This window comes from Rothia sp. HMSC069C03 (assembly GCF_001811075.1).
GTDB classification, from domain to species: Bacteria; Actinomycetota; Actinomycetes; order Actinomycetales; family Micrococcaceae; genus Rothia; species Rothia mucilaginosa.
The window spans coordinates 1-19,460 of record NZ_KZ627135.1 but is presented as its reverse complement, the minus strand read 5'-3'; the positions used below and the strand labels follow the sequence as shown (position 1 = coordinate 19,460).

Genomic DNA, 19,460 nt, shown 5'->3' with positions numbered 1-19,460 from the left:
AAGCGAGGGCGGGTGCCCCTGTAGGAACGAGGGCGAATACCGCTTTCCGCTTAACCCGTAGAGCTTAACTCGTAGAGACAATTCCCCATGTGCAGGGCGTAAAATCGTGTATAACACGGCGGCACGTCGCGCGGTTTGCGCTACCTAAAAACTGCCGTTGCCGCCTCCTGTTTTCGCACACTCACTCTAGGGGTTTTATGCTCACCGTCTCTACTGTGCCGCTTGTTTTGTGTACGGCACTTGTTGCGTTGACTTTGTTGATTAGCGGTATTGCTAAGGCGAAGGACCCGCAGAGTACCGTGACCGGTATTCAGAATCTTGGTTTGGAGAAGATTGCGCCGACCCGTGCGGTGTCGCTGATTTTGCCGTGGTTCGAAATCGCACTAGCCGCCGTTCTGCTGCTGTCGCCGGTGCGTTTGCCTGCGGTGATTGCTTCGGGTTTGGCGCTGATTCTGATGCTGTTTTATACGGTGGTGATTGCGCGCGCGCTGGCGACGGGTCGTACTGCGGGTTGTAATTGTTTTGGTTCTGAGTCGAATGCGCCGGTGAGCCGTTATACGCTGGTCCGTAATATTGCGCTGCTGTTGGCGGCGGCTGGTGCGCATGCGAGTGCGTTGAGGGGCGGCACGGGTGTTGTGTTGACTCTGCTGGGTCTGGGTAATAGCGGCTGGACTTGGGTTTTTGGTGCGGCGCTGATTGCTGTGACGTTGGAGGCTGTTCGCCGCGGTGATGCTCTTGCGCAGCCGGAGCCGCAGGCTGAGCTGATTTTGCCGGAGCCGGTGTATGACGAGAATGGCGAGGAGCAGTATGTTCGCATGCCGATTCCGCATGCGGCGCTGTACCTGGAGAATGGCCGTCACACGAATTTGCGTGCGTTGGCTAAGAATCAGGCGCGTGTGCTGGTGTTTGTGTCGGCGACCTGCGCTGGTTGTGTGAAGTTTTTGATGACGATGTCTTCGTGGCAGGAGCGTCTGCCGCAGGTGGCGTTGCATCCGGTGTATTCGAGCCTGGAGTCGTTGCAGACGTCGCGTAATGCGGGTACGTTGCCGGAGGGTTTGACTCCGTTGATTGACCGTGAGGCTGGCGCGCGCGCGAATTTCGGTAATGGTGTACCGTTGGCTGTGGTTTTGGGCGCTGATGGTCTGATTGCTGGCGGCCCGGTGGCTGGTAAGGAGCAGGTTGAGGAGCAGATGCGTAAGGCGTTTGCTGAGGGTACGTCGAATACTGGCGGCGATCACCTCTAACCGCTCCCCTGTAGCTTCTTTGTTTTTCGTGCTGTCCCGATAGCCCCGTCCAGCTCTTACTGCCCTTACCGGCAGGTGCCGGGTGGGGCTATGCTAGAACGTAGCGCACACACCGCTTATATGCCGCGGTCACCTTGCCTGGTGGCGGTTGGCGCATCCTCAACCCTGTCTAAGGAGTTTTTATGGCAATGATGAGTTTCAACGCTCCGGCTGAGCGTGAGAAGTCACTGTGGTTGGTCCGGAAGGAGAGCAACCCAAATCATTCTCAGTGGTACATTGACCGTTTTAAGGCGATGGAGGCTGAGGGTAATGATATGGCGGGTGAGTCTCGTCTGTTGAACGCTATGGCTTCTCGCGGTGCGAAGATTCTTGATGCGGGTTCGGGTCCTGGTCGTGTGGGTAAGCAGCTGCACGCGTTGGGTCACCGTGTGACGGGTGTGGATATTGACCCTGAGCTGATTGAGGAGGCGCGCCGCGTCTGCCCGGATGCTACGTGGATTACGGCTGATCTGGTGGATTTGCCGGAGGTGCTGGGCATTGAGGGTGAGGCTACGGCGGAGAATGGTTTTGAGTTGCTGGTGTGTGCGGGTAATGTGATGGGTTTCTTGGCTCGTTCGACTCGTAAGCCGGTGGTTGAGAATTTCCGTCGCGTGTTGGCGCCGGGCGGCCGCGCTGTCGTGGGTTACGGTTCGGGTCCGGGCCGTGATTATGCGTTTGAGCAGTTTTTGGCGGATGCCCGCGATGCTGGCCTGAACGTGGATAATACGTATTCGTCGTGGCAGATGCACCCGTTTGTGGAGGGTTCTTCGGAGTTTTTGGTGGCGGTGCTGTCGCGCCCGGAGAGCTAGGCTCGCATCTAAAACTGGCGCGCAGTACGTCTTGAGCTAACGCGCAATGCGTCTTGAGTTAGGCATACAAATGGCCCGGCGCCTGCCCCGTATGGGGTGGGTGCCGGGCCTTTGCGCGTCCTGAAGATGCGCATCCGAAAAGAAGCACCGTTGAAGAACGGGTGTTCTAGTGGATGAGGTAGATGGTGCGTGCGAGTTCTTCGGGCATGAAGGATGCGGCGAAGAGGATTGCCACGATGATGACGGCGAGTGCGGTCATAAGGCTGGAGCGCCAGCCGGGGTGCAGTTCGTTGAAGGTGATGAGTCCCTTGTGTTCTTTGTCCATGTTGACCACGTTGATCTGTTTGTAGATGGTGGTTTGGGCGGAGAGTTTGGAGGAGACTTCTCTCATGGTTTTGCCGTCCCAGACGCGGCCGTCGATGCGCATGAGCTGTTTGCCGTCTTTGTCGACAGCCCACATGGCGGGGAAGCTGCGGTAGCGTAGGCGGCCGGCGACGGTTTTGAGTTTCTGGCCGTAGGCTTTTTTGGGGTAGAGCTTTTCGGCGAAGATGGTGTGATCGATTTTTTCGAGGGGTACGGCGAACCAGCCGAAGGTGCGTGCACGGAGCACGTGGGTTTTGGTGATGACGATGATGGTGGGTTTGAGGACTGAGTAGAGGTTTACGCCTGCGATGGTGCCGATGAGCAGTACGAGGATGGTGTACGGCAGGGCGGGTCGCTTGTAGAAGATGAAGGCGAGCGCGGCGAGGAGCACGATGGTGCCGGGGAGTGCCGCTTCAATGCGCCTGCCGTAGGAGCGCATGCGGGGGTGGAATAGTTCTTTGACTTCGCCGTATTTGGCGGGGACTTCGTGAGCGCGTTCTGCCATATACACAACTTTAGTGTGTGCGGTGCGCGAAACCTAGCGGACTACCTGCGTTACTCTGGTTCTATGCGTAATTTTTCTCCCGTGGAGCGGGTTCTGGCAATGTGGATGGTCGGTGTTGTGGTGGCGGTTTCTGTGGCTGCTGCGGCGCTGGTTATGACGAATAAGCTGGTGTATGGTCCGACGGGTCAGGTGCGGGAGTATTTTCATGCGTTGCGTACGGGTAATGGTTCGTATGCGCGTGGTTTGTTGGGTGCGCAGATTCCTGAGGGTGACGCGTCTTTGTTGGATGGGGATGCTTTGAGGCGTTCGGTGTCTTCGTTGGGTGAGGTGTCGTATGAGGTGGTGGAGACCAGCGAGGATGGGGAGCATGCGACGGTGCGTGCGTCCTATACTTTGGAGGGTTCGCAGCAGCATACGGATTTTCGTTTGCACCGTTCGGGCACGCATTGGGGCTTTTTTGATAAGTGGGCTATTGATGAGGCGTCTTTGCCGTCGGTGAAGGTGAATATTCAGGGTGTGGAGGCTGCGACGATTAATAACCGTAAGGTTGCGGTGGATGATGGTGCGGCGTCGTTCCCGGTGTTTTATCCGGGTGTGTATGCGGTGTCGTATGATTCGACGGTTTATACGGCGCAGAAGGTAAATGAGGTGGTGACTGCGCAGGATGCGAATCATGCGGTGCGTATGGAGTTGAAGCCGAGTGATAATGCGTTGTCGTCGGTGAAGGAGCAGGTGCAGGATCATTTGAAGAAGTGTACGCAGCAGAGCACTCTTTATCCGGGTGGGTGCCCTTTTGAGTATGCGTTTACGGGTCGTGTGGATTCTGAGGTGAAGTGGTCTGTGGCGAAGGTTGCGGATCCGCAGGTAAGTGTGAGTTCGGCGGGTGTGTGGTCGTTGAAGCCGATGTCGGGTACGGCGAAGGTGTCGTTTACTCAGTTGGATTTGTTTACGGGTGAGCGTTCGCAGGTGCAGAAGGAGATTCCGTTTACGTTGAAGGCATCGGTGGAGGCGGATGCGAAGGCGGTCCGAGTCTCCTTCTAAAGCTGCTGAGCTGCGAGAGCCAGTATGCTCTGAACGCGACATCAGGGCGGTACAGAAGGAAAAGGGCCGGTGTTATCCGTAGCGACATCAGGGTGTCCGAGCAAAGCGAGGACGGGTGCCCCTGTAGGAGCGAGGATGACCCGGTCCTTTCGCCTACCCACGGACCTACAAAGCACAAAGGAACCGGTACTATCCGTAGCGATATCAGGGTGCCCGAGCGAAGCGAGGGCGGGTTCCCCTGTAGGAGCGAGGATATGTACCGGTTCCTGTTTTATGTATTTAGGTGACTAGTTGATACCGCGCAGGTCCAGGACGAGTTCGCTTTCGTCTGCCTCGTCACCGGTCACGACGACGGGAATACCCCAGTCCTGCTGGTAGAGGTGGCATGCTGCGTGCTCGGGGATGTCACCGTCGGGGGTGCCGTCGCAGGCGGCGGCGCGGGCGGTGATGTGCAGGACTGCCTCGGTGATTTCGGGGTTGAGCACGAGGGTGCGGGTCAGTCCGGTGGAGGTGCCGGCGCCTTCCAGGATGAAGTTCTCGGGGGTGGATGAGATCTTCAGCTGGGTGGGGTCGCCCCAGCGGGTGTCGAGCTTCTGGCCGGTGGGCACGGTGAATCGTGAGGTGAATTCGAGGGTGCCGCCGGTGAGCTTGGTGGAGGGGCGTGCGGTGGTGATGGCGCCTTCGTCGACGTGCTGTGCCTTGGCGGGGATGGAAGCACGTACGAGCTGGTGGGCGTTGGTTTCGACGATGATGAGGCGCGGTTCTTCGCCGGGTACTTCTTCGACGAGCAGGTCGGAGGGTTCGTCGAGGCCTCGTTCGAGGGTGCCGAGGGTGCCGGTTGCGGGGTCCCAGCGGCGGATGGCGCCGTTGTAGGTGTCGGCGACTGCGATGGATCCGTCGGGCAGTTCGGTCAGGCCGAGGGGGTGCTGCATGCGGGCGGTGTCGGAGTCGCCGTCGACGAAGCCGAAGTCGAACAGGCCCTTGCCGACTGCGGAGGTGACCTGTACGCCGTTGTCGGTGAAGGTGAGGTGGCGCAGGCCGCTGGTTTCGGAGCATGCGACCCAGAGGCTGCCGTCGCGTGCTTCGATAATGCCGGAGGGCTGGGCGAACCAGGCGTCGGCGGCGGGGCCGTCGGCGAGGCCTTCGACGCCGGAGCCTGCGAAGATGCTGACGGTACCGTTGATGGGTTCGTAGCCGAAGAGCTGGTGGGTGCCTGCCATGGCGATGATGAACTGGCCGGCTTCGCGGGAGTAGACGGCGTCCCAGGGCGAGGAGAGAGCAATCTCGGTGGCGGGTACGCCGGCGGGGATGTAGTTGGGGTCGCCGGTGATGGCGTTGTCGCCGTCGATGACGCGCTGCACGCCGTTGCCTGCGAGGGTGCGTACTTCGCCGGTGCGCAGGCTGAGGGAGCGCAGGCGGTGGTTGACGGTGTCGGCGACGAGCACGTCGTAGCCGAGCTTCTCGCGCAGGTTTTCGGGTACGAGGGCGAGGCCGGCGGGTTCGTTGAAGCGTGCTTCGGTGCCGGTGCCGTCGACGTGGCCCTTGACGGGGTGGTTGATGGGGTCGTCGCCGCCGCCGTAGGTGTTGATGACGGTGTTGAGGTCGGCTGCTACCTGCAGGATGCGGTGGCGTGCGCTGTCTGCGACGAGGTAGGTACGTTCGCGGTTGCCGAAGAGGTTTGCGGGGCCGAATTCGGCGGGCAGTTCGATGGCTTTGCCGGGGAAGGCGTAGGTGCCGGCTGCCTTGGGGCGGGGTACGTAGGGGCCGTCGCCGCGGTGCAGGGTGCCCTTCGCTTCGTGCTCGGCGACGAGCTCGCGTACGAGGGAGGTGAGGCCCTGTACGTGGCCTTCGCCGGAGAGGTGGGCGACGATGTAGCCTTCGGGGTCGACGACGACGAGGGTGGGCCATGCGCGGGCGGTGTATGCCTGCCAGGTGGTCAGTTCGGGGTCGTCGAGTACGGGGTGGGTGATGTGGTAGCGGTCGACGGCTGCGGCAAGCGCTACGGGGTCTGCTTCGTGTTCGAATTTGGGGCTGTGTACGCCGACGGTGACGAGTACGTCGGAGAATTCTTCTTCGAGGGGGCGTAGTTCGTCGAGGACGTGTAGGCAGTTGATGCAGCAGAGGGTCCAGAAGTCGAGAATAACGATTTTGCCGCGAAGGTCCTGCAGGGTGAGGTTTTTGTCGCCGGTGTTGAGCCAGGCTCGGCCTTCGAGTTCGCTGGCGCGCACGCGTACGTTGCGGGTGGTGTTCTCGCTCATGGTTTTCTCTCCTGTTGGGTGCGCCGTGTGTGGGCGCGTTGGTTTGCTGTCCCCATTATGCCAGCGTGGTGGGGGTGGTTCGCTGGGAGTTGAGCATTGTGAACGCGGGAGGTAACGGCTCGTCATATTACGTCATATTTGCGTGAGTTGAGGAGTGCGAAAGTGGTATGCACGGGTTTGGAAATCATTGCATCTCATTCATTCGCCATGCCCTCCGGTACCGATACGCCGGGGCACCCCCGAAATATTTAACTTAATAAGTTAAGCCTTACCTAACTGTTGATTAACCTAACCCTTAATTTTTAGACTGGGAAGGTGCGATTTTTCGCACACCCTTCTGCGGGACTCGCCGATGACCCCGCCCCCACCCAAGGCCCGCCCTGCAGGCGGCGCCCCCAAGAGAAAGGCCTCCCATGGTGCAACGTCAGCTCCCCAAGCCCAGCGAACTACTTGAATTTATGCAATTCAAGAAGCCCAGCCTCGACTTTGCAGGCAACCGCCTACAGAGCGCACTGACCATCTACGATTTGCGCCGCATCGCAAAGCGCCGCACACCAGCCGCCGCTTTCGACTACACGGACGGCGCCGCGGAAGGTGAACTGTCAATGACCCGCGCCCGCCAGGCCTTCGAGGATATCGAGTTCCACCCGGGTATCCTGACGGATGTTTCCACCGTAGACACCACCACGAAGGTACTGGGTGGCACCTCCGCGCTACCCTTCGGTATCGCCCCCACGGGCTTCACACGCCTCATGCAGACCGAGGGCGAGATTGCCGGATCCGGCGCGGCGGGGGCAGCGGGCATCCCCTTCACCCTCTCAACCCTGGGTACAACCAGCATTGAGGATGTACGCCGAGTTAACCCAAACGGCCGTCTGTGGTTCCAGCTGTACGTGATGCGTCAGCGTGAGATTTCCTACGGCTTGGTCGAGCGCGCCGCAAAGGCTGGCTACGATACGCTCTTCTTCACCGTGGATACGCCCATTGCGGGGGCGCGCCTGCGCGATAAGCGCAACGGCTTTTCCATTCCGCCCCAGCTTTCGCTGAAGACAGTGGCGAACGCGATTCCGCGCCCGTGGTGGTGGTATGACTTCCTCACCACGCCCAAATTGGAGTTCGCTTCACTCTCCTCGACAGGCGGCACGGTGGGCGAATTGCTGGACGCTGCCATGGATCCGTCCATCAATTACGAGGATCTTAAGGAAATCCGTGAGTTGTGGCCCGGCAAGATTGTCATTAAGGGCGTGCAAAACGTGGAGGATTCCAAGAAGCTGGCTGATTTAGGCGTGGACGGCATCCTACTGTCGAACCACGGCGGCCGCCAGTTGGACCGCGCTCCGGTTCCCTTCCACCTGCTCCCGGAAGTGGTTCGCGAGGTCGGCAAGGACACCGAAGTTATGGTGGATACCGGCATTATGAACGGCGCGGATGTGGTGGCCTCGCTGGCCTTGGGCGCCAAGTTCACGCTGATTGGCCGCGCCTACCTATACGGACTCATGGCGGGTGGCCGCCGCGGTGTGGATCGCACGATTGAGATCCTCTCGGAAGAGGTGCGCCGCACAATGCGCCTGCTACAGGTCAGCTGCGTTGAGGAACTCGAACCCAAGCATGTGACGCAGTTGCGCCGCCTGCAACCCATTCCGAAGATTTAAACCCCTCCATCCCCGAGTGAGAAATAATTAAAGACGCCCCGCACGCATCACGGTCGGATGCGCACGGGGCGTCTTCTAAGTCAGGGACTGTCACGCTCTGGTAGCGTCACAAGCCGCTGTTAGCTCTTTACAGCTTACTTGGGCTGTGCAGGCTTGACGGGGGTGACCTTAGCCTGTGCGGGCTTTGCGGGAACCTTCGGAGCCTTCAGGTCTGCCTTCTCGCCGCCAACGATGGAGGTTACTTCACCGGATGCGTCCACGGTTGCCTGCAGGCCGCTGTTAGCCTGGATGCTCCAGGAGCCGTCAGCCTTAACTGCGACCTGGCCGTTTGCGTCCTGGCGGCTCCAGGAGCCGTCAGCCTGTACAGCTACCTGGCCTTCGTCACCCTGAATGGTCCAGCCGCCGTCCTCGGAAGCGATAACGTCGCCCTCAACGGTGGAGGTGGTGTTGCCCTCGGAGTCCTTGGACTCAACCTTGGTGTTGCCCTTTTCGTCGGACTCTACCTTGGAGGAGTTGCCCTCGGAGTCCTTAGCGTCTACGGATGCCTTGCCGTCTGCACCGACCTTCACGTCTGCGGAGTTGCCTTCGCCGTCGTTAGCCTTGACGGTGACGTTGCCGTCCTTGTCGACCTTCACGTCTGCAGTAGCGGAAGCGGAAGCAGCCGAGGTGGTTGCAGCGGCAGAGGATGCCTTAGCCGATGCGCTTGCGGAAGCAGTTGCAGAAGCGGATGCGGATGCAGTTGCAGTAGTGGTGGTGGAAGAGGACTGGGAGCCACATGCGCTCAGGCCCAGTGCGCCTGCGAAGGCGATGGACAGAACCGCGGTGGTCTTCTTCATTGCGGGGCGAATGCCATTGTTTCTCCTTGTGGTTGTTGAGTATGGTGCGGCTAGTTGGCGACGTATTCGCGTCGTGCGCGGGATCCTTGTGTGGTTCCCATAACGATTATCGGTTTTAACCAACCGCGTTAATTCTATCGAGTTTGGGTGTGATTATCCGGGCGCGTGGGCGTTTATCCGCATTCTAGCGGGTGGGATAGCCACGTTTTCGCCGGGGGTATCAATCTGTCGTTTAGCGGCGCGGAGTAACCGGCTGGATGGGGTCAGCGCCGGCACCGGCGGGCTTGACGGGTACGGCAGGTACCTGGAAGGCGCCCTGTCCGGTCTGTTCCCAGGAGCCGTCAGCCTTCACTTCGACAACACCGGGCTTTCCGACGAGGTTCCAGGAACCATTTGTTTCAACCTCTACGTTGCCGCTCGGGCCGACGCGTTCCCAGGAGCCGTCAGCATCAACTTCTACAATGTCGCCGTTGGGTGCGTGGTAGGACCAGCCGCCGTCAGCGTCAATCTGGATCATGGTGTAGCCGTTGGCGGCGCTGACGGTTCCGCTGTCGACGGTCACAGAACCGTTACCGGCACCATTGGAGCCACTCTTGGCGGTGGTCTCGCCGGCCTTCTCGTCAGTCTTTGCAGAGGAGCCGGAGTTGGCGGATCCCGAGCCGCCGTTGACGGTTGCGTTGCCGCTAGCGTCTGCGGTCACGCCGGTACCGTTTGCACCGTTCACGGTTACGGTGCCGTCAGCGCCGGTGGTGACGCCGGTACCGTCGGCACCGGTGACGGTTACGGTGCCCTGGGAGCTGCTTGCGGTGGCACTCGGGGAGGCTGCGTCACTTGCCTTGACGGTGACCTTGCCGTTGCCCGCGTTGACTGCTGCATCGGCGGTGGAGGATGCCTTAGCGGTTGCAGTGGCGGTGGGCGCAGGGTTGGAGGTGTTCTGGGCACCGCAGGCGCTCAGACCGAGTGCTGCGATTGCTGCCAGGGACAGCGCTGCCGCGCCGGTGCGGAAGCGACGGTTGGTGGCCTGTGCGGAAGTATGCTGAGCGGGGCGTGCCATGAGGTGGTTCTCCTTGTGCGTCCCGGAGGGTCAATCGTCCGGGGTTTGTATGGTTGATTTTCCGGTTGGGGTGGGGCCGTTTGTATGGTGTGTGGCTTTTCCTTCACCGGTGATTCCAGCTTAGGGTGTGAGTCTAAGATTGAGCTTTAGTTTGCTGTGTTTAAGCTGTGTCCAGACAGCGATGTATAAGTATTTTTCCCAGCGGGGTTTGATAATCCCGGTTTTTCGCTCAGCTTATGCATAGCTTTCTGCTTAAATGTATAAATTTTCTTTATTTTTTCCGCAGTGCATCATAGCTTCTCCCGTGAAGCCGAGCTACTTTCTGTGTTTTATGGCTCGAGTTGAGGGTTAAGTTCTTGAAGACCCACCTTGCATACGCTCCCCGCAGCACGCCCCCATCTCAGCCCGTCACCTCCCAGCCTGCCATCTGAACCTCTTCACTAGCCTAACCTCTTCGCCAGCTGAACCGCTCCCCAGCAACCCGCATCCTCATCACCAAGAGAGCATCTGGGCATACTAAAAGACCCCCACCGTATGGTGGGGGTCTTTAGCAGATTCAAAGTCTCAAGAATTACTTCTTCTTAGCGACTGCTGCCTTCAGCTTGGAGCCTGCGGTCAGCTTCACGCCGTGACCGGCGGGAATCTGGATGGTTTCGCCGGTCTGCGGGTTACGGCCGGTACGAGCTGCACGGTCGGTGCGCTCGATTGCCATCCAACCGGGGATGGTGATCTTCTCGCCCTTGGAGACGGAAGACTCGAAAACCTGGAACACTGCGTCGAGGACTGCATTCACAGTTGCCTGGCTCTTGCCAGACTTCTCTGCAACCTCTGCAACGAGTTCGGTACGGTTCTTAGCCATTAGGGTGCCCCTTCCAGAGACTTAAGGTTTGAGTCTAAAGCGAGTGACCGTCGGTGACGACGGAAAACCGTTTAGGAACTAAAATACCAGATTTACCAGCTGGACTTGGTGATACCGGGCAGCTCGCCGCGGTGTGCCATTTCGCGGAAACGCACGCGGGAGATACCGAACTTCTGGAAGGTACCGCGGGGGCGGCCGTCAATCTGGTCGCGGTTACGCACGCGAACGGGGGAAGCGTTGCGGGGCAGCTTCTGCAGTGCCACGCGTGCTGCTTCGCGCTCCTCGGGGGTAGCGTTCTCGTCGATCAGGGTCTTCTTCAGCGCGATACGCTTCTCGTTGTAGCGAGCGACGATGACCTTGCGCTGCTCGTTGCGAGCGATCTTGGACTTCTTAGCCATTCTTAGCGCTCCTCTCGGAAGTCAACGTGCTTGCGAACGACGGGGTCGTACTTCTTCAGCACCATACGGTCGGGGTTGTTGCGGCGGTTCTTACGGGTCACGTAGGTGTAACCGGTGCCAGCAGTGGACTTGAGCTTGATGATAGGACGGAGGTCCTTAGCCTTGGATGCCATTTACTAGATCTTCTCCCCGCGTGCGATGATTTCTGCAACAACGGCATCGATGCCACGAGCATCGATAACCTTGATGCCCTTAGCGGACACGTTCAGGGTTACCTTACGACGCAGCGAAGGAACCCAGTAGGTCTTCTTCTGAACGTTCGGGTCGAATCGACGCTTGTTGCGGCGATGCGAGTGCGAAATGCTGTGTCCAAAGCCGGGAACAGCTCCGGTCACCTGGCAGACTGCTGCCATGTTTCACTCCTTTATTGATTGACTTTTATGACGGTACGCAGTCGATGTTACTCGTGAGCGTCCCGCCACCAATGTAGAAGCACCGGGTTATTCGCCGGGCTAGAGTGTTTGAGATCGTCACGTGGGTGAGAGGCCACGCATCGATCCCCGCCGCGGGAAAAACGGTGAAGCTTATTAGTGTCGAGAGGCGTTTCCACCACTACGAACAGCGTTAAATTCTAGGTAAATACGGGGGTTCGCGCAAGCCTGCACGCCGGATTTTGCCTTAAAAATCCGCGGAATCTCGGTGTTCTGAGCCGATTGCACCTCGTTTAAGCGAAGAGCTCGATTTACGGATGCACGCCTGCCTTCGAGCGGCAAACATACCTATCCATTTTACCAAAAATGGGTGTTTTTGCAAGTCCAGATGTTTTTAAGGAATTCTTTTAACACCCCTAGTCAGGCGTTAATGCACCTTTTTAAGAACGGATGTTCTCTATGTGACCGGGGATAAATTACACCGGTGAAATTCATGTTGTGAGATTAACAGCTTAAGCCGGATCTAAGCCGTAAACAGCCCCACGCCACCGATTCTTGCGGTGTGCGCAGGGCTGTTAAACAGGCTTAAACACGCGTTTAAAGAGTATTTAACTCTCGTTTTAACGCTTCCGCCCCGGTTTTAAAGGGCGGTTTAAGGGTTTGCAACGGTACGCGTAACGGCGGATTTACCGTTCCCGTTACGGCGTAAATGCGAGCGCAAATACGGTACAGATACAGCACAGGGCACTCCCCCGGCATACAGTTTTACACCGTAACATGCGCCCCCTCAGCATTAGTTCTTAAGGGCGTTAGTTTTTAAGGCTTGCCGCGGGGACCCACTCCGGGTACTTGGGGCTCACACCGTCCCCGGAGCTCATACCCTTCAGGCGGCGGCCGATCCACGGCAGGGCAAACTCGCGGACCCAGCGTGCCTCCTGCTCAATCTTCTCGCGGACGGTCAGCTGCACCTCCGGGGGCAGTACCGATTCGGTGACCACACCGGGCAGGCCGAGCTGCGCCAGCACGCGGGATGCGAAGCGTTCGTGACCGAGGTCGTTCATGTGCAGGCGATCATCAGCCCACAGACGCCAATCGAGGAAGTCATTCCAGCGCCAGTAGTCGATAATGTGCACGCCGTGGTACTCAGCGATACCGCGCAGTAGCTCGTTGTAGGTGGCGGTACGGCCGCGGGTACGGGCGAAGGGGCCCTGGCCCTGTACATCCAGGCCGGTTACGGTAAGCACTTCGATTCCTTCGCCGCGCAGGGTGGCGAAGGCTTCGTCTACGTGGGTCATGAGCTGGTCAATATCCACGTTGGGTCGCATGATGTCGTTGCCGCCGCCGTAGAAGGTGACCAGGTTGGGCTTCAGCGCCAGGGCTGCCGGCAGCTGCTCTTCGAGGATGGGAATGAGCAGGCGGCCGCGGATGGCGAGGTTTGCGTACTGCGCCTGCGGGTCTACTGCACCGAGGCCTTCGGCAACGCGGTCTGCCCAGCCTCGTAGGTTGTTGGGGCGGCGGCGGTCTACGTCGCCCACGCCTTCGGTGAAGGAGTCGCCGATTGCCACGTAGCGTACTGATTCACCGTTGAGCTTGCCGTTGGGGTCTAGGAGCGGGGTCGTCATTGTGTTCTTCTTTCCGGGCCTCTATAGAGAGTGACCCTTCTGTGGAAGAAGCCGGCACACCTGCGCGGTGTACCGGCTTCTTCGCTTAGCTTTCGGTGCGTCCTGTTTTCCAGTATCCCACTGTTGAGGGTTCTTCTTCAGATATGAGCGGGGGTTTCTTAGGATGCGACAGCTGAACCGGCAACGGTGGACGCACTCCGGGGATAGGGTACCACCACTACACTGCCGTCGTTAAACGGGTCCGCAACCTCGGCCTTCAGGCTAAAGATGGTGTGCAGGTTCTCGCGGGTGAGCACGTCGTGTGCTTCGCCTTGGGCAACGATAGAGCCGTCCTTCATCGCGACGAGATAGTCGGCAACTCGGGCGGCGAGATTCAGTTCGTGCAGCACCATAATCATGGTGGTGCCGCGCTGTTCGTTGAGTTCCGAGAGCAGGTCAAGTAGCTCCACCTGGTGTGCCAGGTCGAGGTACGTGGTCGGCTCGTCCAGCAGTAGGATGTCGGTTTCCTGGGCGAGCGCCATGGCAATCCAGACGCGCTGACGCTGACCGCCGGAGAGCTCGGTAACCTGTCGTTCGGCGAGGGACATAGTGTCGGTGGCTTCTAGCGCCCAGGCGACAGCTTCGTCGTCTTCGGCGCTATTGCGTTTGAAGAGTCCCTGGTAGGGGTAGCGTCCTCGGGAGACCAGGTCGGCTACGGTAATGCCTTCGGGGGCGATGGGGTGCTGGGGCATGAGCCCGACCATGCGGGCAAAGCCTTTCATGGAGTATTCGTGGGTGGATTTGCCGTCGAGGGTGAAGTCGCCGTTGAGCGGCTTGAGTAGTCGGGAGACACCGCGTAGCAGGGTGGATTTACCGCAGCCGTTGGGGCCGATGATGGCGGTGATTTTACCCTTCGGGAATTCGAGGGAGAGGTCTTTGACGATGGTGGTTTCGCCGTAGCCGAGGCTGACGTTCTCAACTTTGAGGGTGCGTTCGGTGATTTCTTTCATGGCGTCCTTTCTTCTCTAAGGCTTTTCCCGGGAGCCTCCTAACTTAGCCTATCCTAATTTCGGGTCAGAAAATAGCGGATCCCCCGCACTGTTCATACTTCTGTAGAACAGCACGGGGGATCCGCTATATCGGCGAACTTTAGAAGTTCACTTTTCCGTTGACGAGCCAGCCGCCTTCCGCTGCACGCTGGAAGACTTCCTGAGCCATGGTGCGGCTGTAGGTCTTGGAGACATGGTTGTCGTCGAGGTAGACGTAGATGTTTCCAACCACGGGGCTGCACATGCCGTCCGGGCAGTACACGTCCTTCAGGTCCACCATGACGGCACCCTGATTGCGGTACTTATCGAAGATTTCCTTTGCAGGGTTTTCGGCGGCGTACTTGTCGCTTGCGGGTCGTGCGCAGGAGCTCTTGTCGGCACCGGCCTTTTGAGCGCACTCGTAGATGTTGTACTCGAAGCGCGGGTTATCACGCAGGCCGATGACCTGGACTCCTGCCTCGGTGAGGCGGCGGACCGTCTCGTCGAGGCTCGGGTCGACTCGTTCGTCGTTCGATCGTGCCTGGGCAACGGTGGCGATGAGCACCACGGTCTGCGGCTTACGCTTGAGAATTTCCTCGGTCATCTTGGTGTTGAATTCCGAGCATTCGTTGCTGGCGTTGACGGCGCGGACCGGGTACTGGCAGCCGCCGAGCAGGTAGGTTTGCAGGTTGGTTTTGGTCTGTTCTGCGATGGGCTTGAAGATGCTCAGCGCCTGTTCGGCGTGGGAGTTACCGATGACCATGGTCAGCGGTGCGTCCTCGGGGCCGTACTTCTGCACGTTGCAGTACTTGGCGAGTGCCGGGTCGGAAGGCGCGAAGCCGCCAGCGCAGGGGTCGCTCAGTCCGTCGAACTGGGTTTTGACGTCACCACCGGAGGGGATGGGGTTGTCAATAAGTCCCTGTTGGGCGCCGCCGATAGCGCGGGCGCCGGGGTAGTTTTCACTGGCGGTCTGCACCTTCAGTTCGGCGTTCTGCTCGGACTGGGTGTTGCGGTAGCCAACCCAGGTCTGTGCGGCGACCAGGGGTACGCCGGCGACCAGGAAGATCGCGAGGATGAAGGCGAGCTGGTCTGCCCAGGTCTTGACGGAGAAGACGGTCTTGAAGCGCATCTTCATCATGAGCCAGGGTACGAAGGGGTCCTTGCGGTAGCGCAGCGGCTTCTCGACGAAGCGGATGAGCAGCCATGCCAGGCCGATGGAAGCAAGGATGATGATGGCGCCTTCGATGAAGTTCACGCGGGAGGTACCGACGGCGCTGCTGTAGAGAATGAGGATAGGCCAGTGCACCAGGTACAGGGCGTAGGAGATGTTGCCGAGGTTCTGCAGGGGTGTGGAGACCAGCAGTCGATCGATGCCCCAGCGGCTGTTGGTGCGGCCTGCCATGATGACGAGCGCACCGGAGATCACGGGCCAGAGCGCCAGGTAGCCGGGGAATGCTCGTTCCACGGGCAGGATTGCGCCGCAGGTGACCAGACCAATAATGCCGACCCAGCCCATAACTACTCGAGCCTTCTCGGGTGCCTTCCACTTGAGGGTGAGCATTGCCAGCAGGGTACCGATGGCGAATTCCCACAGGCGGGTGCGGGTGTCGAAGTAGGCGAATCCCTGGTTGGTGTCGGTTTCGACGATGGAGAAGGTCAGGGATGCGACGAACACCGTGTTGAAGATGAATACCGCGGTGGTGAAGAGGTTCCCGCGGAATCGGTGCACGACGTAGGCTACTGCGGCGAAGAGCAGGGGCCAGATGATGAAGATCTGTCCCTGGATGGAGAGCGACCAGAAGTGCTGGAAGGGTGACTTCACGGAGGCGTTTTGGGCGTAGTAGTCTACGGAGCTGAACGCGAGGTTCCAGTTCTGGAAGTAGAACAGGGAGCTCCTTGCGTCGGTTACGGTTTGCGACCAGCGACTGGGCGCGAGCACGAAGAAGGACGCAATGGTGGTACACGCGATAACCACGGTGGCTACGGGTAGCAGTCGCTGGAAAACGTGCAGCCAGTAGTTGAAAAGGTTGAGGGGTTTGCCTTCGTTGATCTTGCGCATGAAGGAGAGCGAGAGCAGGAAGGCGGAGATGAAGAGGAAGACATCCACACCGCCGGAGACTTTGCCGAACCAGACATGGTAGAGCACCACGAGGAGCACGGCGAAGGCGCGCAGGCCCTGGATTTCGGGGCGGAATCCTCGCGATTCGATGAATTCTTCGAGGGGGTAGTCGTTGGTTTCGCGTGCTTTGACGATGCGCAGCGCCGCGGTACGGGTGCCCTGCGAGGCGGGGGCCTGCGGGGTTCCGGAGGTTTCAGACATACTTGGTTCCTCAGGGCGGGTGGACGATGTGCTAGTGCGAGTCCCTTAGACACTACAGGACACTCGTACAATAAAATCCTGATCCGCACCTCTGCTATGAGGCTGGTGCGAACCAGGATTTTTCTGAGCCCCCTACCGGATTCGAACCGGTGACCCTCTGTTTACAAGACAGATGCTCTGGCCAACTGAGCTAAGGAGGCAACCTGTCCAGTGTACCTTATTCTCTTGGTTGAGTCTGCTTAGTTGTTCTTTTAGGGTTTGGTTGAGAATACTTCTAAATTATGGGGTGATGGTATGTTCGTTTCCTTCGTTTTAGCCCTTATGAGCACTGCCTCTGTACGCTGCTCACCCACCCCTCGTACTCATCACCGTGCATGGAAAAACCCGGTAGCCTCGCGTGGAGGTTACCGGGTTTTCGTATCGAAGCGTTTACTTCTTCTTTGCTTCAATCTTCTGCTTCAGGAAGGAGCTGAAGTCGTTGCTGGTGTACTGGTCGCCATCAACGAAGACGGTGGGGGTACCCTGAATGCCGTTCTTTGCGGATTCAGCGTTGACCACGTCCACGAAGGGGCGCCACTTGCCATCGTTCATATCGGAGCCGATGGAAGCGTGGTACTTCGAAGCGATGTCGGCGATCTGCTGGTTGTTCATGTCGCCGCGGCCCTGGTGAGTAAAGATCTCACGCTGGTAGTTCAGGAATTCGCTGGTGCTGACCTGGTTGGCCACGGAGTATGCTGCTGCCGCGTTACGTGCGGAGTAAGCGGTGGGTGAGGAGCGGTCCAGGAAGGTCAGGTTGCGGATTTCCAGGGTGATGGTGCCGTCCTCGACGAGCTTCTGGATTTCTTCACCGTACTTCTTCTCGAACTCTGCACAGTGCACGCAGTTGTAGTCCTGGAAGATGGTCACGCGTACGGGCTGGCCGTTCTTGGATGCCTCTTCAGCGGTCTGCACGCCCGGGGGCAGGGTGTTGACTGCCGCTGCGGTTCCGTTGACCATGGGGGTCACGGAGGAGGTCGAGGTTGCGAGTTGCTTGAAGTCGCGGGTCTCCTGGGTGGAGGAGTTCTGGACGATGCCGTCCTTGGTCAGCACAATGCCACCGTATTCGTTGGCGCTGGAGGGCACCGGGCCGCTTTCTGCTACCTTGGTGTTCTTGTTGCCGTTGACTACGACGAAGCCGATGATACCTACGATGATGAGGACCACGGCGAGTACGCCGAACTGGAGCCATCGGCGGCTTGCCTGGCTGGGGCTCTTCTTGGCCTGCTGGGCCGCAATCTGGCGGGCTTTTTCGCGGGCGTCGGTCGACATGCCTGCTCCTTTGGTTGGGAATATGGGTGGCGGTTCGTCCACTTCTTCTAGCCTACTCCGGTTGGAGTGAGCGTTCATCCGAGCAAAGCTTCAGATGATCTGACTCTTCCGGCTCGGGGTTATTCTTATCCCCTATAGGGTGTTCTAGAGCTCTAGCTTCCTGCCGTATATGGCAGCAGAAGGCTATGTCGATCAGTTCCTATCACGTGGATAGGTTCTGCCTTATCTCTAGTGTGGACGTACCGCGCTACCCGTCTAGCCTACCGAATGGGTGCCGTATCGGCTAGTTAATACTCTGACTGAGATATCGTGGTGTCTGTTCTCACGCTCTCAGCTTATTTCCTCGTAAACTTTCGTAGCGTTGGGAGGCGCCTCTCCCCTCTGCCACAAGTAGCGCACAAGTATAGCGCCGAGGCACCCACCCGGTTCAGCTCACCAGCGGTTAGGGGATGTTATAGACTTCCACTCCCCCAATGAACGGGCGAGTATCGAAATTCCCCTTCCATTTCACGCTCAGACCGTGCTTCTCCAGTACGGGGATAATAGTGTCCTTCATGAGCTCCACGGAGAGCTTCTTGTGCAGGGCACTGATCTCTTCCTTCTGCGCATCGCTCAAGGTATTCCATTTTTCTTCGTCCCTGGGGTAGGCGAGGAAGGAACCAAAGCCAACGTAGGTGCCGCCGCTCTCTGCGAGGCTTTCGGTATCCTGCTGGTGGAAGTAGATGTATCCCTTCCATTCACGGTTATCGTCGATCTCATCCCAGATCTCTGCGGATGCGCAGGTACCGCAACAGGTGAAGTTCAGTCGTGCGATGACTCCTTCTTCTTCCAGGGCTGCGAAAAGGCACGGTTGAGGTTGGAGTTCTTCTGCATTTCGTGGGTAATGCCCAGCTCAGCAGCAAAGGCACGACGACGCTTGATGAGCTCTTCCACGTAGTCCTCTACGCGCTTCTCCCAGAGCTTGCTGTCTTCGTTCTCCCCATCGTATTCCAGACCGAGTACGTCCATCACATAATCGGTGATAGTTTCTACGTACTGTTCGGTATCAGATTCACCCATGAACAGAAGGGGCCAGATGGGCCAGAGCAGTTCGGCTTCGTCTTCTTTGTCCAGTCCCCATTCTTTGGGGAAGGGCGGGTCGAGGCGTTCTTCGCTCCAGCGTTCGTAGATGCTCTTCTCATCGGCCATGATGATGCTCCTTTGTTTGCTCTCTACTCGTTGAGTAGAGATGTGGACTGCTCTTGTTGTTAAGGTATCAAGAGTTTCTCTGCCGTACTCTCTTTTTCGTCATTCAGGCGGATCTGTGAATTCCCATCTCGTCGCCCGGGCATCAAACGCTGTCTGGCGAGGCTGCATCCCCTGTTCCTCTGCTACTCAGCTGAGTCTCTGAATTTCTGAGTCTCTGCACCTTTGCTGAGTTAGTGTCTTTCGTTCTAGGAGTTTTTGGGTACACAAAAAGAGGGGAAGACCTATAAGGTCTTCCCCTCTTGAATAAAAAACCCGCGGTGACCTACTCTCCCACACCCTCAAAAGTGCAGTACCATCGGCGCGAAGAGTCTTAGCTTCTGGGTTCGGAATGGAACCAGGCGTTTCCCTCTTGCTATAACCACGGAAAATCTAGCGAATAACTTCATTATTCAAAATTTCCGAATAAAAAGCCTCAACTTCCCGAAGGAAGCCCAGGATTGTTATCCAAAAACCATACAGTGAACGC

18 protein-coding genes, 1 tRNA gene and 1 rRNA gene are annotated in these 19,460 nt (G+C 58.5%); 4 read left to right on the top strand and 16 right to left on the bottom strand.

What is annotated here, in order from left to right; translation table 11 throughout:
- Positions 1 to 197 precede the first annotated feature (197 nt).
- A complete protein-coding gene (locus HMPREF2779_RS02245) occupies positions 198 to 1,244 on the top strand; it encodes a MauE/DoxX family redox-associated membrane protein (protein WP_105360715.1) in 1,047 nt (348 codons plus the stop codon).
- Between the two features lie 182 nt (positions 1,245 to 1,426).
- Positions 1,427 to 2,092, top strand: coding sequence for a class I SAM-dependent methyltransferase (locus tag HMPREF2779_RS02240; protein ID WP_070684621.1), 666 nt, complete (start codon positions 1,427 to 1,429; stop codon positions 2,090 to 2,092).
- Positions 2,093 to 2,258: 166 nt separating this feature from the next.
- Here HMPREF2779_RS02240 and HMPREF2779_RS02235 read toward each other — a convergent pair whose 3' ends face one another.
- Positions 2,259 to 2,960, bottom strand: a complete 702-nt coding sequence (locus tag HMPREF2779_RS02235) for a hypothetical protein (RefSeq protein WP_070684620.1) — start codon at positions 2,958 to 2,960, stop codon at positions 2,259 to 2,261.
- Between the two features lie 63 nt (positions 2,961 to 3,023).
- On the opposite strand from HMPREF2779_RS02235, the gene HMPREF2779_RS02230 reads away from it, so the two are divergent.
- Positions 3,024 to 4,001, top strand: coding sequence for a hypothetical protein (locus tag HMPREF2779_RS02230; protein WP_070684618.1), 978 nt, complete (start codon positions 3,024 to 3,026; stop codon positions 3,999 to 4,001).
- A gap of 287 nt (positions 4,002 to 4,288) precedes the next feature.
- Here the strand turns inward: HMPREF2779_RS02230 and HMPREF2779_RS02225 are convergent, their stop codons facing one another.
- A complete protein-coding gene (locus HMPREF2779_RS02225) occupies positions 4,289 to 6,259 on the bottom strand; it encodes an NHL domain-containing thioredoxin family protein (protein ID WP_070684616.1) in 1,971 nt (656 codons plus the stop codon).
- Between the two features lie 413 nt (positions 6,260 to 6,672).
- Between HMPREF2779_RS02225 and HMPREF2779_RS02220 the strand changes: the two genes are divergently transcribed.
- Positions 6,673 to 7,911 carry an alpha-hydroxy acid oxidase gene (locus HMPREF2779_RS02220; RefSeq protein WP_060823914.1) on the top strand — a complete coding sequence of 413 codons (1,239 nt, stop codon included), beginning with the start codon at positions 6,673 to 6,675 and terminating at the stop codon, positions 7,909 to 7,911.
- 134 nt (positions 7,912 to 8,045) lie between these two features.
- On the opposite strand, the gene HMPREF2779_RS02215 is transcribed toward HMPREF2779_RS02220, so the two are convergent.
- The 14 genes from HMPREF2779_RS02215 to rrf form a co-directional block, all read right to left on the bottom strand.
- The gene (locus HMPREF2779_RS02215; RefSeq protein WP_105360714.1) at positions 8,046 to 8,747 is read right to left on the bottom strand and encodes a hypothetical protein; all 702 of its coding nucleotides are present in this window, start codon (positions 8,745 to 8,747) and stop codon (positions 8,046 to 8,048) included.
- A 232-nt stretch (positions 8,748 to 8,979) separates the two neighbouring features.
- Positions 8,980 to 9,801: a hypothetical protein gene (locus HMPREF2779_RS02210; RefSeq protein ID WP_105360713.1), complete on the bottom strand. Its 822-nt coding sequence runs from the start codon at positions 9,799 to 9,801 to the stop codon at positions 8,980 to 8,982.
- 571 nt (positions 9,802 to 10,372) lie between these two features.
- Positions 10,373 to 10,660, bottom strand: a complete 288-nt coding sequence (locus HMPREF2779_RS02205) for an HU family DNA-binding protein (protein ID WP_005506733.1) — start codon at positions 10,658 to 10,660, stop codon at positions 10,373 to 10,375.
- A gap of 92 nt (positions 10,661 to 10,752) precedes the next feature.
- Positions 10,753 to 11,058 (bottom strand): 30S ribosomal protein S14, encoded by a 306-nt coding sequence (rpsN, locus tag HMPREF2779_RS02200; RefSeq protein WP_005506731.1) that lies wholly within the window; start codon positions 11,056 to 11,058, stop codon positions 10,753 to 10,755.
- 2 nt (positions 11,059 to 11,060) lie between these two features.
- A complete protein-coding gene (gene rpmG / locus HMPREF2779_RS02195; RefSeq protein ID WP_004005967.1) occupies positions 11,061 to 11,231 on the bottom strand; it encodes a 50S ribosomal protein L33 in 171 nt (56 codons plus the stop codon).
- A 3-nt stretch (positions 11,232 to 11,234) separates the two neighbouring features.
- On the bottom strand, positions 11,235 to 11,471 hold the full coding sequence (gene rpmB / locus HMPREF2779_RS02190; protein ID WP_004005966.1) for a 50S ribosomal protein L28: 237 nt from the start codon (positions 11,469 to 11,471) through the stop codon (positions 11,235 to 11,237).
- Positions 11,472 to 12,298: 827 nt separating this feature from the next.
- Positions 12,299 to 13,111: an SGNH/GDSL hydrolase family protein gene (locus HMPREF2779_RS02185; RefSeq protein ID WP_105360712.1), complete on the bottom strand. Its 813-nt coding sequence runs from the start codon at positions 13,109 to 13,111 to the stop codon at positions 12,299 to 12,301.
- A 158-nt stretch (positions 13,112 to 13,269) separates the two neighbouring features.
- A complete protein-coding gene (locus HMPREF2779_RS02180; protein ID WP_105360711.1) occupies positions 13,270 to 14,100 on the bottom strand; it encodes an ABC transporter ATP-binding protein in 831 nt (276 codons plus the stop codon).
- A 139-nt stretch (positions 14,101 to 14,239) separates the two neighbouring features.
- Positions 14,240 to 16,438 carry an acyltransferase family protein gene (locus HMPREF2779_RS02175; protein WP_070684602.1) on the bottom strand — a complete coding sequence of 733 codons (2,199 nt, stop codon included), beginning with the start codon at positions 16,436 to 16,438 and terminating at the stop codon, positions 14,240 to 14,242.
- Positions 16,439 to 16,564: 126 nt separating this feature from the next.
- Positions 16,565 to 16,638, bottom strand: a tRNA-Thr gene (locus HMPREF2779_RS02170).
- Between the two features lie 229 nt (positions 16,639 to 16,867).
- Entirely contained in the window at positions 16,868 to 17,746 is an 879-nt protein-coding gene (locus HMPREF2779_RS02165; protein WP_070684600.1) for a DsbA family protein, read from the bottom strand.
- A gap of 442 nt (positions 17,747 to 18,188) precedes the next feature.
- Positions 18,189 to 18,362 (bottom strand): hypothetical protein, encoded by a 174-nt coding sequence (locus HMPREF2779_RS09105; protein ID WP_233992207.1) that lies wholly within the window; start codon positions 18,360 to 18,362, stop codon positions 18,189 to 18,191.
- Between the two features lie 185 nt (positions 18,363 to 18,547).
- Entirely contained in the window at positions 18,548 to 18,934 is a 387-nt protein-coding gene (locus tag HMPREF2779_RS09100) for a hypothetical protein (protein WP_233992205.1), read from the bottom strand.
- Positions 18,935 to 19,243: 309 nt separating this feature from the next.
- Positions 19,244 to 19,360: ribosomal RNA gene (rrf, locus tag HMPREF2779_RS02155) — 5S ribosomal RNA — on the bottom strand.
- Positions 19,361 to 19,460: the final 100 nt, after the last annotated feature.